Below are 13611 nucleotides of genomic sequence, written 5' to 3' on the forward strand. Positions count from 1 at the left end.
CTCCGTTCCCGAAGCAGGATGGCTGCGCCGTACACAACGCATCGTATCCACCCATAGGTTCCTGGCACACCGAGAGACAGAAAAGGCGAGCCGGGTTCCCGTCAGCAGGGAACCGGCCCGCCCAGAGGCTGGCGAAGAGTGTCAGCTCGCGCGCTGCTGCTCCTTGTCCTCCCCGTCTCCGACACCTTCGGAAAGGCCCTTCTCCAACACTCGTCCTTCACCTGGGGCCAGGGTGCCGAGGATGCGTTCCAGATCCTCCATCGACGCGAACTCGACGACGATCTTCCCCTTCTTCTGCCCCAGATCGACCTTCACCCGAGTGTCGAACCGGTCGGAGAGCCGGGACGCCAGATCGGTCAGCGCCGGTGACACACGGGCGCCGGCCCTCGGCCCCTTGTGCTTGGGCGCGCTCTCAGGCTCCGAGTCCATCAGCCTGACGATCTCCTCGACCGACCGTACTGAGAGCCCCTCCGCAACAATGCGATGGGCCAGTCGGTCTTGCTCCTCCGCATCCTTCACTGAGAGAAGCGCCCGAGCATGACCGGCCGACAGGACCCCGGCAGCGACCCGCCGCTGTACCGGACCGGAGAGCCGTAGCAACCGTAGGGTGTTGCCGACCTGCGGGCGTGAACGCCCGATCCGGTCCGCCAACTGCTCTTGTGTGCAGCTGAAGTCCTTGAGCAGCTGATCGTAGGCCGCGGCCTCTTCGAGGGGGTTCAGCTGAGCGCGGTGCAGGTTCTCCAGCAGCGCGTCGAGAAGCAGCTTCCCGTCGTCCGTGGCCCGGACGATCGCCGGGATACGTTCCAGGCCGGCTTCCCGGCAGGCCCGCAAACGCCGTTCGCCCATGATGAGCTCATAGGCTTCAGGCCCCGTCTGTCGTACGACAACAGGCTGGAGGAGCCCCACTTCCTTGATGGACGTGACCAGTTCGGCGAGCGCGTCCTCGTCGAATTCCTTACGAGGCTGACGTGGATTGGGCACGATCAGGTCGACCGGTACCTCAGCGAAATGCGCCCCGTCCACCGACCGCAGCTCATTCAGCGTCTCAGCCGCCGGTGCGACTGTCGTCGGCTCCGGAACGACGGGCCCCGGTGGCAGCGAGGTCACCTTCGCCGCGGCCACTCCGCGGTCCGCGGTCAAAACCGCCCCCGCTCCTGAAGAGGCCGCAGCCCCTTCAGGGGAGGACGTCTGATTCTCCTGCGGAGCGCTAGGAATCAGGGCACCGAGCCCGCGTCCCAGGCCCCTACGGCCCCCACTCACTGGATCCCCTCCGACATGCTCTGCTGGCTGTTCTGGATGCCCAAATGAACCTGCTGGGCGTCGTAGTGCACCCCGACTCCCCGCAGGGCGATCTCGCGGGCGGCCTCTAGGTACGACAGGGACCCGCTGGATCCCGGATCATAGGTCAGTACCGTCTGGCCGTAACTCGGCGCCTCAGAGATACGTACGGAGCGAGGAATGCTTGTCCGCAGCACCTCCTTGCCGAAGTGGCTGCGAACCTCCTCGGCCACCTGCGAGGCGAGACGAGTCCTGCCGTCGTACATGGTGAGCAGGATCGTCGAGACATGCAGGCCGGGGTTGAGGTGGCCGCGCACCAGGTCGACATTGCGCAGCAGCTGTCCCAGCCCTTCGAGTGCGTAGTACTCACACTGGATGGGGATCAGCACCTCTGCGCCGGCGACCATCGCATTGACCGTCAACAAACCCAGCGAGGGCGGACAGTCGATGAGGATGTAGTCCAACGGCTGCTCATACGCTTCGATCGCCCGCTGCAGTCGGCTCTCCCGTGCCACCAGCGACACCAGCTCGATCTCCGCACCGGCGAGATCGATGGTGGCGGGGGCACAGAAGAGACCTTCGACGTCCGGGACGGGCTGAACCACATCGGAGAGCGGCTTGCTCTCCACCAAGACGTCATAGATCGAGGGGACTTCGGCGTGATGGTCGATGCCGAGCGCTGTGGAGGCGTTGCCTTGCGGGTCAAGGTCGACGACCAGGACCCGCGCACCATGCAGGGCGAGCGAGGCGGCAAGGTTGACGGTGGTCGTGGTTTTCCCCACGCCACCCTTCTGGTTGGCTACAACCATGACCCGCGTCTGCTCAGGGCGAGGCAGACCGTCACCCGCACGCCCCAGCGCCTCCACCGCCAACTGGGCGGCTCGACCAATAGGGGTGTCGTCCATCGGAGGTGGTGTTTCACGTGAAACATCCTCCCCCGCCGACTCGGTGCGGGGACCGGGGACCGGATCGGTCATCGGTCCCGCGATGTTGGCGTCGGACCGCAAGGATTCACTCTCCTCGACTTCAGACTCGCAATGAACAGAGCCTGCCATGCTTTCGGGGTCAGGAACCAGCGAGGTCCGTGGTTCTGTGGATGAATCCGCCTCTGTGGACAACCCCGTCCCCCTTTCGAGGGTCTTCCGGTCGCGCGATGTGGTAGCCGCGCGACCACGGCCGATGATTCCTTGCAGCAGTGAGCGACGTTTCACGTGAAACACGATGCACGGGCCGCTAGGCCAGGCTGTTACGACACTCCGTAGTACCCGCGTACGGCAGCTTGTATGGAGCACCATCGCTCACCAGGCGCATGGCCCGACTCAACGGCGGCGACGCGCCCGACCGGCTCGAGCAGCCTTGGCCCGCTTGGTGGCGAACCGCACACCGCCGGGGCTCTCCCCGGCCTCCACGCGCACCACGGTGGCCAGCGGGTCGACGATGCCCTCGCCGACATGCAACACCGAGGTCCCCACCACACCCAGCTTGCTCAGTGCCGCACGAGCCCCCTTGATCTCTTCCTCGGCCGTGTCGCCCTTGAGCGCCAGCATCTCGCCGTACGGACGGAGCAGCGGAACGCCCCAGCCGGCCAGACGGTCCAACGGGGCCACCGCCCGGGCCGTCACCACATGTACGGGCTGAAGGGTGCCGAGCACTTCTTCGGCTCGGCCGCGGACCACCGTCACATGATCCAGGCCCAGCAGTTCCACCACTTCCTGGAGGAAGGTGGTCCGACGTAGCAGGGGCTCCAGCAGCGTGATCTTCAAGTCGGGCCGCACCAACGCCAGGGGGATGCCGGGAAGCCCGGCGCCCGAGCCCACATCGCAGACCATGACGCCTTCGGGAACAACCTCGGAGAGCACCGCGCAGTTCAGGAGGTGCCGCTCCCACAGCCGTGGTACCTCGCGTGGACCGATCAGACCGCGCCTCACGCCGGCGTCCGCCAGCAGCTCCGCGTAGCGGACAGCCTCCGGAAAGAATTCGCCGAAAACCGTGCGTGCCTCGTCCGGCGCGGGGGGAAGCTCTGCTGCCTCCGACACGGGAACCGTCCTTCCATACCGATCCACCGACTGGTGGCTGAACTATCAGGCTGACAAAGTTCGGCCCCGCCTGCTCAACAGACGGGGCCGAAAAACGCGGGACCGCTCAGGCAGGGAGCACCACGACGAAGCGCTGAGGCTCTTCGCCCTCGGACTCACTGCGCAGGCCGGCGGCGGCGACCGCATCATGCACGACCTTGCGCTCGAAGGGCGTCATCGGGTTCAGTTTCACCGGCTCGCCGGTGCTCTTCACCTTGTCCGCAGCCTTGGTGCCCAGCTCGGCCAGCTCGGTGCGCTTCTTGGCGCGGAAGCCCGCGATGTCCAGCATCAGCCGGCTCCGGTCTCCGGTCTCCCGGTGCACGGCGAGCCGCGTCAGCTCCTGGAGCGCCTCCAGCACCTCACCATCACGCCCCACGAGCTTCTGCAGGTCCCGGCCGTCCGAGTCGCTGATGATCGAGACCGCCGCACGGTCCGCCTCGACGTCCATGTCGATATCCCCGTCGAGATCCGCGATGTCGAGCAGACCCTCAAGGTAATCGGCCGCGATCTCGCCTTCCTGCTCCAGGCGGGACAGGGTGTCGTCGGCCTCGTCCACGGACTCGGCGGCGGAGATGGTGCCTTCCGTCACGGATGCACTCCTTCTTACTTCTTGGACGGGTGCTTGGGGCGCTGCTGGCCCTTGCGCTGGCCCGGCTTGGCTTGGCGAGCGGAACCGGCGGCGGACTTGCCCGACGGCTTGGACGTGCTGTCCTGCGGCTCGTCCTTCTGCAACGAAGGCTTGCCGGGGGCCGGCTTGTCGGCCGGCGAGTGACCGGCGGCCGCCTGGCGCTGTGCCTTGGTCTGGCGCTTGGGCTGCTGCCGACGCGCCGCGCCACCGGCTTCGGCCTCAACGGTGGCGGTGTCGCTCTTGGCGACTGTGCCGTCGGTCTGTGCTGCCAGTCCCGCCTTCGCCAGGCCGGTGACGAAACGGCGCTCGTTGTCGTTGCGGTCCGGGCCCTTGGCCACGATCGCCTGGACGATGGTGCGCTTACGCCGCGACCGCACCTGCCCCTGTGAGGTGATGGACTTCAGGAGGCGCTGGAGGTACTGGTCCTGCGCCTTGCTGCCCGGCGTCGGGTTCTGGTTGATCACGTACATCTGCTGGCCCATGGTCCACACGTTGGTGGTCAGCCAGTAGACGAGCACACCGACCGGGAAGTTGACACCCGTGACAGCGAAGATCACCGGGAAGATGTACATCAGCATCTTCTGCTGCTGCATGTACGGCGTCTTCACCGTGAGGTCGACGTTCTTCGTCATCAGCTGGCGCTGCGTGTAGAACTGCGACGCGGACATCAGCACGATCATGATCGCCGTGACGATCCGGACGTCGGTCAGGGAAGCGTTCAGGGACGCCACCTTGTCGCTGCTGTCCATGAACTTGGCGGCCAGCGGAGCCCCGAAGATGTGCGCCTGACGCGCGCTGTCGAGCAGGCTCTGGTTGATGACACCGATGGTCTTGCCGCTGGCGATGCTGGACAGCACGTGGTACAGGGCGAAGAAGAACGGCGACTGCGCGAGGATCGGCAGGCACGAGGAGAGCGGGTTGGTACCCGTCTCCTTGTACAGCTTCATCATCTCCTCGGACTGACGCTGCTTGTCGTTCTTGTAGCGCTCCTGGATCGCCTTCATCTTCGGCTGGAGCACCTGCATGTTGCGGGTCGACTTGATCTGCTTCACGAAGAGCGGGATCAGGCAGATCCGGATCAGTACCACCAGGGACACGATGGACAGCCCCCAGGCCCAGCCCGTGTCAGGGCCGAAGACCGCCCCGTACAGCGAGTGGAACTGGACGATGACCCAGGAAACAGGTGTGGTGATAAAACTGAAGAAACTGGCAATCGTGTCCACTAATCAGGCTCCTTGAGCTTTGGGCGAGGTCTCTGCGGCCGGGCCGGGGTCGCCGGTGTCCGGCCCCCCGGAAGGCACGCCAGCGGCGGAGTGCCCGCCCTTCCTGTCGCGCCACGCCGTGCGCAGCATTTCGTGCCAGCGCGGGCGTTTGCGCGGCGGGACGTGATCCACACCGCCGGGCGACCACGGGTTGCACCGCAGAATGCGCCAGGCGGTCAGAGCCGTCCCCTTCACCGCGCCATGCCGGTCGATGGCGGTATATCCGTAGTGCGAGCACGACGGGTAGTACCGGCAGACAGGACCCAGCAGTGGGCTGATCGTCCACTGGTACAGCTTGATCAGAGCCAGCAGCGGGTATTTCATCGCGCGCCCCCTCCCAGCAACCGCCGGAGAGCGGCGTCCAGGTCTCGGGCCAGGTGGGCATGGTCGGCGTCACCCGCTCCGGGCAGCGCCCGTACGACAACCAGGCTACCGGTGGGCAGCTCGGACAGACGTTCGCGTATCAGGTGGCGCAGTCTCCGCTTCACCCGGTTCCGTACGACGGCTCCGCCCACGGCCTTGCTCACGACGAAACCCGCACGCGTCGGGGGAGCGCTCTCCCCAGGCGCGTGCGGGTCGGTTGGACCGCTGCGTAGATGGACGACGAGAAGCGGGCGTCCGGCCCGGCGTCCTCGGCGTACCGCGGTCGCGAAGTCCTCGCGCCGCCTCAGCCGATTCTCGGTAGGCAGCACGTCATGACCTGTTGGCGATCAGGCGGACAGACGTGCGCGACCCTTGCCACGGCGGGACGCGAGAATCGCGCGGCCGGCACGGGTGCGCATCCGCAGCCGGAAGCCGTGGGTCTTCGCGCGACGACGATTGTTCGGCTGGAAGGTGCGCTTGCTCACTCGGGGGCTCCAGAAAAATGTGTGTGGTGGCGGGACATCGCCTGGCTGTCACCGTGCGCCCACGAGTAGCTCGCGTTTACGCCCGAGTGCACCGCTTCAACAACCACAGTTCGTGATCTTTGCCCATCGGAGGCAGGCGGCAGCAGCCATCGACAACTCGACCTGGTCACGGTACGCGCGGCTACGCCATCCGGTCAAACCAGGTCCGGGCCGGGACTCATTGTGCACAGGCTGTGGACAACGACTTGAACCGCGCGGGTCGCCCTGACTACCGTGGCTGAACTCCGGCTTCTTTTCCTGCCGGTCTTCCCGATCCCGTCCCGAGAACCACACATTCGTGGGACCTGCGAGAGAGCGTGCCCCGTGGCTGACGTACCTGCCGATCTTGCCGCAGTGTGGCCACGAGTGCTGGAGCATCTCCTCAGAGAGGGCCAGCAGGGCGTCGAGCCCAAGGACAAGCAGTGGATCGAACGCTGCCAGCCCCTCGCCCTGGTCGCCGACACCGCGCTCCTCGCCGTTCCCAATGAATGGGGCAAGCGGGTCCTCGAGGGCCGGCTCGCCCCGCTCATCAGCGAGACCCTGAGCCGCGAGTGCGGACGGCCCATCCGAATCGCCATCACCGTCGACGACTCCGCCGCGGAGCCCACCCCGCCGGCCCCGCCCCTGCCCCAGCAGTCCCGCTACCAGGCGCCGCAGCACGACCAGTCGCGCCAGAGCGATCCGTACGACGACTACGGGCGCCGCGCGGCGGACGACGGCTACGGCCACCGGCCGTCGGACGACGGACTGCCGTCGGTGCGCCCCGCGTACCCGGACTACCAGCAGCAGCGCCCCGATCCCGGTGTCTGGCCGCGCACCCAGGACGATCTCTCCTGGCAGCAGCAGCGGCTCGGCGGTTACCAGGACAGCGACCCGTACACCCCCCGCCCCCAGCAGCCGCAGCACGACTACCGGCAGCCGCCACAGGGTCCGCACGAGGGCGGCCCGTACGACCAGCGGTCCGACGGGGGGCCGTACGACCAGCGGTCCGAGTACGCCAAGCACTCCGACGCGCGTGATCTTCCGGATCTGCCGGCCCCCCGGCACGGCGGCACGCACAGCGCGGTGCCGGGCGGCCCGCGCGGGGGAGCGCCGGGCCCGCTGGGCGCCCAGCCCGCACCGGCGCCGGGCCCCGGCGAGCCGCATGCCCGGCTCAACCCCAAGTACCTCTTCGACACCTTCGTGATCGGGGCCTCCAACCGGTTCGCGCACGCGGCGGCGGTCGCCGTCGCCGAGGCCCCGGCCAAGGCGTACAACCCGCTCTTCATCTACGGCGAGTCCGGGCTGGGCAAGACCCACCTGCTCCATGCCATCGGGCACTACGCCCGGAGCCTCTATCCGGGGACGCGGGTGCGTTACGTGAGCTCGGAGGAGTTCACGAACGAGTTCATCAACTCGATCCGGGACGGCAAGGGCGACACCTTCCGCAAGCGGTACCGCGATGTCGACATCCTGCTGGTGGACGACATCCAGTTCCTGGCGAGCAAGGAGTCGACGCAGGAGGAGTTCTTCCACACCTTCAACACGCTGCACAACGCCAACAAGCAGATCGTGCTGTCCTCGGACCGCCCGCCCAAGCAGCTGATCACGCTGGAGGACCGGCTCCGCAACCGCTTCGAATGGGGCCTGACCACCGACGTCCAGCCGCCGGAGCTGGAGACGCGGATCGCGATCCTGCGGAAGAAGGCGGTCCAGGAGCAGCTGAACGCCCCGCCCGAGGTGCTCGAGTTCATCGCCTCCCGGATCTCGCGCAACATCCGCGAACTCGAAGGGGCTCTCATCCGGGTGACGGCGTTCGCCTCGCTCAACCGGCAGCCGGTGGACCTCGGTCTCACCGAGATCGTCCTGAAGGACCTGATCCCGGGGGGCGAGGACGCGGCGCCCGAGATCACCGCGAGCGCCATCATGGCGTCGACGGCGGACTACTTCGGGCTGACCGTGGAGGACCTGTGCGGGTCCTCCCGCAGCCGGGTGCTGGTCACGGCGCGGCAGATCGCGATGTACCTGTGCCGTGAGCTGACCGACCTCTCGCTGCCCAAGATCGGGGCGCAGTTCGGCGGCCGCGACCACACGACCGTGATGCACGCGGACCGGAAGATCCGCGCGCTGATGGCGGAGCGGCGCTCCATCTACAACCAGGTCACGGAGCTGACCAACCGCATCAAGAACGGCTGACACCACTGAGGCCACTGGCTGTGCCGGCACGACCGGCACAGCCACGGCGACCGGCACAGCGGCAAGGGGCACGCCCCCGGTACGGGCCGCTGCGACCGTCGCTCGGAAGGCCGCGCCCATGTCCGCGACCGGACGCGGGCCGGGCCATGAGCCACGGGTCGGAGTCGTCCTCCAGGGGCGCTCGGGGACTCCGCGCGGCACGGTCCCCGGGCGCCCTTCACCGTCCGCTCCTCGTCCCCTTCGTGGTCGCTTCCCCGCCTCTTCGCCGCTTCTTCATCGCTTCCGCGTCGTCCCTGCCCGAGGCGCCGTGGCCAGGACGCCGAGGGCCGGCGCACCGCGCGCCACGTCCGCTGTTCGAATCCGGAGACGCGCGGAAGGCTTCTCCACAGATCCTGGAGGAATCCTCCGTCCACAGCTTGGGGACGGGGAAGTTGTCCAGACGGCGTCCACAGGCCCCGCCGCCAGTCGATCATCACGGCAGGTCAGGTGGCTGTGGAATTGTGGCCGACGCCGCTCCACAGACTGTGGACGGAAAACTCTTCCACAGGGCGCCGGATCCGTTGTCCACCGGCGGCCCACAGGCAGGCCTCCGTTGCCCACAGCTCATCCACACCCCTGTCCACTGTTCGGCAACGAAACGCCCGGCATCGCTGAGTCGAGTGAAAGGCGTCACACCAAGGAGCTGGGTTGGGCTGTGGGGAACCGGGGTAAAGCTGGGGACAGCACTGGGGAGAAGTACCGGTGTCCTGTGCATCGGGTGTGCACAACTTCGGCGTGTCCACAGAAGGCGCGAGTTGTCCACGAGCCGCACCCACAGCACCAGTGGACAAAAAACCGGCCCTGACCTGCGGATACAACGTTTTCCACGGTTTCCACAGGCCCTACTACTACTTCCACCTGGAGTTACCGGGGAATTCGCTTCGAAGAAGGCCCTGTGCACAACTCGGCCCCGGAGCCTCCGGCACCCGTCGACTCGACTTGACCCGCGACCGCACCGACTGTCGGTGCCGTGCGTCAGACTGGTCACCGGCATCACAGCCGACGACGAAGGCCAGCAGGGCGAGCCAGCAACAAGCAGGAGGCGGTTCCGGTGAAGATCCGGGTGGAGCGCGATGTACTCGCGGAGGCGGTGGCCTGGGTGGCTCGGAGCCTCCCCGCCCGTCCGCCGGCGCCCGTTCTCGCGGGCCTTCTTCTGAAGGCCGAGGACGGAGCACTCAGCTTCTCCAGCTTCGACTACGAGGTCTCGGCGCGCGTCTCGGTGGACGCGGAGGTCGAGGAGGACGGCACGGTCCTCGTCTCCGGCCGGCTGCTCGCCGACATCTGCCGGGCGCTGCCCAACCGGCCGGTGGAGATTTCCACAGACGGTGTACGGGCGACCGTGGTCTGCGGCTCCTCCCGGTTCACCCTCCACACCCTTCCGGTGGAGGAGTACCCGGCGCTGCCGCAGATGCCGACGGCGACCGGCACCGTTCCCGGTGAGGTCTTCGCCTCGGCCGCTTCCCAGGTCGCGATCGCCGCAGGCCGTGACGACACGCTGCCGGTGCTCACGGGCGTACGGATCGAGATCGAGGGCGACACGGTCACGCTGGCCTCGACCGACCGCTACCGCTTCGCGGTCCGTGAGTTCCTGTGGAAGCCGGAGTCCCCGGACATCTCCGCGGTCGCCCTGGTGCCCGCCAAGACGCTGCTGGACACGGCCAAGGCGCTGACCAGCGGTGACACGGTCACCCTGGCGCTGGCCGGCTCGGGCGCCGGTGAGGGCCTGATCGGTTTCGAGGGCGCGGGCCGCCGTACGACCACACGCCTGCTCGAAGGCGACCTGCCGAAGTACCGCACGCTCTTCCCGACCGAGTTCAACTCGGTCGCGGTCATCGAGACCGCCCCGTTCGTGGAGGCCGTCAAGCGAGTCGCCCTGGTCGCCGAGCGGAACACGCCGGTGCGGCTGAGCTTCGAGCAGGGCGTGCTCATCCTGGAGGCCGGGTCCAGCGACGACGCACAGGCTGTGGAGCGGGTCGACGCGACGCTCGAGGGCGACGACATCTCGATCGCCTTCAACCCGACCTTCCTGCTGGACGGCCTGAGCGCGATCGACTCCCCGGTCGCCCAGCTCTCCTTCACGACGTCCACGAAGCCGGCCCTGCTCAGCGGCCGCCCGGCCGTCGACGCCGAAGCGGACGAGGCGTACAAGTACCTGATCATGCCGGTACGACTGAGCGGCTGACCCCACAGGTGAGTGGCCGGGTCCGGGCGTAGGCTCGGACCCGGGTACGAATCGCCTCAACGCTTAAGGAACGCCTGATGGAGCTCGGTCTTATCGGTCTCGGCAAGATGGGCGGCAACATGCGCGAGCGCATCCGCCGCGCGGGCCACACCGTCATCGGTTACGACCGCAATCCGGACCTCTCCGATGTCCAGAGCCTCGAGGAGCTGGTGGGCAAGCTCAAGGGGCCGCGCGTGGTGTGGGTGATGGTGCCGGCCGGGGCCGCGACCCAGGCGACGATCGACGAGCTGGCAGGTCTGCTGTCCCCGGGGGACGTCGTGGTGGACGGCGGCAACTCCCGCTGGACGGACGACGAGAAGCACGCCGTCGAGCTCGGCATCAAGGGCATCGGCTTCGTCGACTGCGGCGTCTCCGGCGGTGTCTGGGGCCTGGAGAACGGCTACGCGCTCATGTACGGCGGTGACGCGGAGAACGTGGCCAAGGCGCAGCCGATTTTCGACGCGCTCAAGCCCGAGGGCGAGTTCGGCTCCGTGCACGCGGGCAAGGTCGGCGCGGGCCACTTCGCCAAGATGGTTCACAACGGCATCGAGTACGCGATGATGCAGGCCTACGCCGAGGGCTGGGAACTGCTGGAGAAGGCCGATTCGGTCACCGATGTCCGCGAGGTCTTCCGCTCCTGGCAGGAGGGCACCGTCATCCGGTCCTGGCTGCTGGACCTGGCGGTCAACGCGCTGGACGACGACGAGCACTTGGAGCGGCTGAAGGGCTACGCGGAGGACTCCGGCGAGGGCCGGTGGACCGTCGAGGCGGCGATCGACCACGCGGTGCCGCTGCCCGCGATCACCGCGTCCCTGTTCGCCCGCTTCGCCTCCCGCCAGGACGACTCCCCCCAGATGAAGATGATCGCCGCGCTGCGCAACCAGTTCGGCGGTCACGCGGTCGAGAAGGCGTAACGATCCGGCGGCCGGGCGGCCGGCCGGCGGCGGAATCAGCACGTACACACCCGGGAGGGCCGGCGCACACCCATGCACGTCACGCATCTGTCGCTGGCCGACTTCCGCTCCTACGCCCGGATCGAGGTGCCGCTCGATCCGGGCGTCACCGCGTTCGTGGGGGCGAACGGACAGGGGAAGACCAATCTGGTCGAGGCGGTCGGCTATCTCGCCACCCTCGGCAGCCATCGCGTCTCCTCCGACGCGCCGTTGGTGCGGATGGGAGCCGAGCGCGCGGTGATCCGGGCCGCGGTGACCCAGGGGGAGCGCTCGCAACTGGTCGAGCTCGAACTGAACCCCGGCCGGGCGAACCGCGCCCGTATCAACCGGTCGTCGCAGGTCAGACCGAGGGACGCGCTGGGGATCGTACGGACGGTCCTGTTCGCGCCGGAGGACCTGGCGTTGGTGAAGGGCGATCCGGGTGAGCGGCGCCGCTTCCTCGACGAGCTGGTCACGGCGCGCTCGCCGCGGATGGCCGGCGTGCGGTCCGACTACGACCGGGTGCTCCGGCAGCGCAACACCCTGCTGAAGTCGGCGGCGATGGCCCGGCGGCACGGTGGCCGTGGCATGGACCTGTCCACGCTCGACGTGTGGGACCAGCATCTGGCGCGCGTGGGGGCGGAACTGCTGGCGCGGCGGCTCGACCTGATCGCGACTCTGCGCCCGCTGGCGGACAAGGCGTACGAGCAACTGGCTCCCGGGGGCGGCCCGGTGGTTCTGGAGTACCGTTCCTCCGCCCTGGAAGCCGAGGGGAGCCCGGGACCCCCCGACGTGGGTGCGGAGCCGGCGTGGGACACCGCCGCGACGGGATCCGTGGGGCTCGCGGAGCCGGAGTTCGCCGGGCACACCCGCGAGGAACTGTACGAACGCCTGCTGGCCGCGCTGGCCGGTGTGCGCAAGCAGGAGATCGAGCGGGGCGTGACCCTGGTCGGCCCGCACCGCGACGACCTCGTGCTCAAGCTGGGCCGGCTGCCCGCGAAGGGGTACGCGAGCCATGGCGAGTCCTGGTCGTACGCGCTGGCGCTGCGGCTGGCCTCGTACGACCTGCTGCGCTCCGAGGGCAACGAGCCGGTGCTGGTGCTCGACGACGTCTTCGCCGAGCTGGACGAGCGGCGGCGGGAGCGGCTCGCGGAACTGGTCCTGCCGGGTGAACAGGTGCTGGTGACCGCGGCGGTGGACGATGACGTACCGGATGTGCTGGCCGGGGCGCGGTACCTGGTGGCGGACGGCACGGTGGAGCGCGTATGAGTGACGGCAGGGACAGCGGCGACGCCGGGTACGACTCGGCCGCGCCGTACGGTCGGCCCGTGCCGCCCCGGCCGGGCACGGCGGACGGTGCCGTACCGGCGCCCGCCGAGGCCTCGGGGGTGGACCTGGCCCGGGTCGCGTTGCGCGCGGCCAAGGAGCAGGCGCGGGCACGTGGTGCCGCCGCGCAGCAGAAGAAGCAGGCGCGGCGGGGCGGCGGCCTGCGTTCGGGCGCCGGCGCGGACGGCCGCGACCCCCTGCCGCTCGGCGCCGCGATCAACCGGCTGATCACGGAGCGGGGCTGGGAGACCCCGGCCGCCGTGGGCGGGGTGATGGGCCGTTGGCCGCAGATCGTCGGCGAGGACGTGGCGAAGCACTGCGTGCCGCAGCGCTATGACGACAGCGACGACCAGCGGGTCCTGACGGTGCTCTGCGATTCCACGGCGTGGGCGACGCAGCTGCGCCTGCTGGCGCCGCGCCTCGTGGCCCGGCTGAACGAGGACCTGGGCCACGGCACCGTACGCGTGATCAAGGTCCTGGGGCCCGGCGGTCCGCCGCAGCGGTACGGCCGGCTGCGCGCGGCGGGGAGCAGAGGGCCCGGCGACACCTACGGCTGAGACCGGACGCAACGGTCCCGTACCTACCGGACGGCCGGCGGACCCCGGATGTATAGGTATGCGTTCCGCCGGCGTACGCCCTTCGGCCGGTGAGGCAGCGGACCGGAGCGGGCAGGGGCCGGGCGCGGGCCCGCCCGCCTCGATACCCCGCCCTCGGTCCGCCCTCGGTCCGCCCCCGGCCCACGTCCGGTGCGAGTCCGCCCCCCGGTGCGACCGCGCCCGACCCCGCGC

General features: G+C 68.8%; 13 protein-coding genes. 5 read left to right on the forward strand and 8 right to left on the reverse strand.

The window, feature by feature from the left end:
* Positions 1–141: 141 nt before the first annotated feature.
* The 8 genes from ACU6P3_RS16820 to rpmH form a co-directional block, all read right to left on the reverse strand.
* Entirely contained in the window at positions 142–1260 is a 1119-nt protein-coding gene (locus ACU6P3_RS16820) for a ParB/RepB/Spo0J family partition protein (RefSeq protein WP_447193046.1), read from the reverse strand.
* A complete protein-coding gene (locus ACU6P3_RS16825) occupies positions 1257–2333 on the reverse strand; it encodes a ParA family protein (protein WP_078854342.1) in 1077 nt (358 codons plus the stop codon). Before ACU6P3_RS16825 ends, ACU6P3_RS16820 begins: the two co-directional genes overlap by 4 nt.
* Positions 2334–2597: 264 nt before the next feature.
* Positions 2598–3314: a 16S rRNA (guanine(527)-N(7))-methyltransferase RsmG gene (gene rsmG / locus ACU6P3_RS16830; RefSeq protein ID WP_030744325.1), complete on the reverse strand. Its 717-nt coding sequence runs from the start codon at positions 3312–3314 to the stop codon at positions 2598–2600.
* A gap of 106 nt (positions 3315–3420) precedes the next feature.
* A complete protein-coding gene (locus ACU6P3_RS16835; RefSeq protein ID WP_447193047.1) occupies positions 3421–3942 on the reverse strand; it encodes a Jag family protein in 522 nt (173 codons plus the stop codon).
* A gap of 14 nt (positions 3943–3956) precedes the next feature.
* The gene (gene yidC / locus ACU6P3_RS16840; RefSeq protein ID WP_447193048.1) at positions 3957–5204 is read right to left on the reverse strand and encodes a membrane protein insertase YidC; all 1248 of its coding nucleotides are present in this window, start codon (positions 5202–5204) and stop codon (positions 3957–3959) included.
* Positions 5205–5207: 3 nt separating this feature from the next.
* Positions 5208–5567, reverse strand: coding sequence for a membrane protein insertion efficiency factor YidD (yidD, locus tag ACU6P3_RS16845; RefSeq protein WP_447193049.1), 360 nt, complete (start codon positions 5565–5567; stop codon positions 5208–5210).
* Positions 5564–5935 carry a ribonuclease P protein component gene (gene rnpA / locus ACU6P3_RS16850; protein WP_447193050.1) on the reverse strand — a complete coding sequence of 124 codons (372 nt, stop codon included), beginning with the start codon at positions 5933–5935 and terminating at the stop codon, positions 5564–5566. Before rnpA ends, yidD begins: the two co-directional genes overlap by 4 nt.
* Positions 5936–5953: 18 nt before the next feature.
* Positions 5954–6091 (reverse strand): 50S ribosomal protein L34, encoded by a 138-nt coding sequence (gene rpmH, locus ACU6P3_RS16855; protein ID WP_003949374.1) that lies wholly within the window; start codon positions 6089–6091, stop codon positions 5954–5956.
* Positions 6092–6454: 363 nt separating this feature from the next.
* Between rpmH and dnaA the strand changes: the two genes are divergently transcribed.
* The 5 genes from dnaA to ACU6P3_RS16880 all read left to right on the forward strand — a co-directional run bounded on the left by dnaA (position 6455) and on the right by ACU6P3_RS16880 (position 13380).
* Positions 6455–8305, forward strand: a complete 1851-nt coding sequence (dnaA, locus tag ACU6P3_RS16860) for a chromosomal replication initiator protein DnaA (RefSeq protein ID WP_344269103.1) — start codon at positions 6455–6457, stop codon at positions 8303–8305.
* A 1090-nt stretch (positions 8306–9395) separates the two neighbouring features.
* Positions 9396–10526, forward strand: coding sequence for a DNA polymerase III subunit beta (dnaN, locus tag ACU6P3_RS16865; RefSeq protein WP_344269106.1), 1131 nt, complete (start codon positions 9396–9398; stop codon positions 10524–10526).
* 77 nt (positions 10527–10603) lie between these two features.
* A complete protein-coding gene (gene gnd / locus ACU6P3_RS16870) occupies positions 10604–11479 on the forward strand; it encodes a phosphogluconate dehydrogenase (NAD(+)-dependent, decarboxylating) (protein WP_030744308.1) in 876 nt (291 codons plus the stop codon).
* A 72-nt stretch (positions 11480–11551) separates the two neighbouring features.
* On the forward strand, positions 11552–12766 hold the full coding sequence (gene recF, locus ACU6P3_RS16875; protein WP_447193051.1) for a DNA replication/repair protein RecF: 1215 nt from the start codon (positions 11552–11554) through the stop codon (positions 12764–12766).
* Positions 12763–13380 carry a DciA family protein gene (locus tag ACU6P3_RS16880; RefSeq protein ID WP_447193052.1) on the forward strand — a complete coding sequence of 206 codons (618 nt, stop codon included), beginning with the start codon at positions 12763–12765 and terminating at the stop codon, positions 13378–13380. Before recF ends, ACU6P3_RS16880 begins: the two co-directional genes overlap by 4 nt.
* Positions 13381–13611 lie beyond the last annotated feature (231 nt).

The organism is Streptomyces hebeiensis, assembly GCF_052983195.1.

Coding starts and splice junctions, on each gene's coding strand:
- gnd (WP_030744308.1), top strand. CDS start 10,604: ATGGAGCTCGGTCTTATCGGTCTCGGCAAGATGGGCGGCAACATGCGC.
- yidD (WP_447193049.1), bottom strand. CDS start 5,567: ATGAAATACCCGCTGCTGGCTCTGATCAAGCTGTACCAGTGGACGATC.
- recF (WP_447193051.1), top strand. CDS start 11,552: ATGCACGTCACGCATCTGTCGCTGGCCGACTTCCGCTCCTACGCCCGG.
- ACU6P3_RS16880 (WP_447193052.1), top strand. CDS start 12,763: ATGAGTGACGGCAGGGACAGCGGCGACGCCGGGTACGACTCGGCCGCG.
- ACU6P3_RS16825 (WP_078854342.1), bottom strand. CDS start 2,333: ATGGCAGGCTCTGTTCATTGCGAGTCTGAAGTCGAGGAGAGTGAATCC.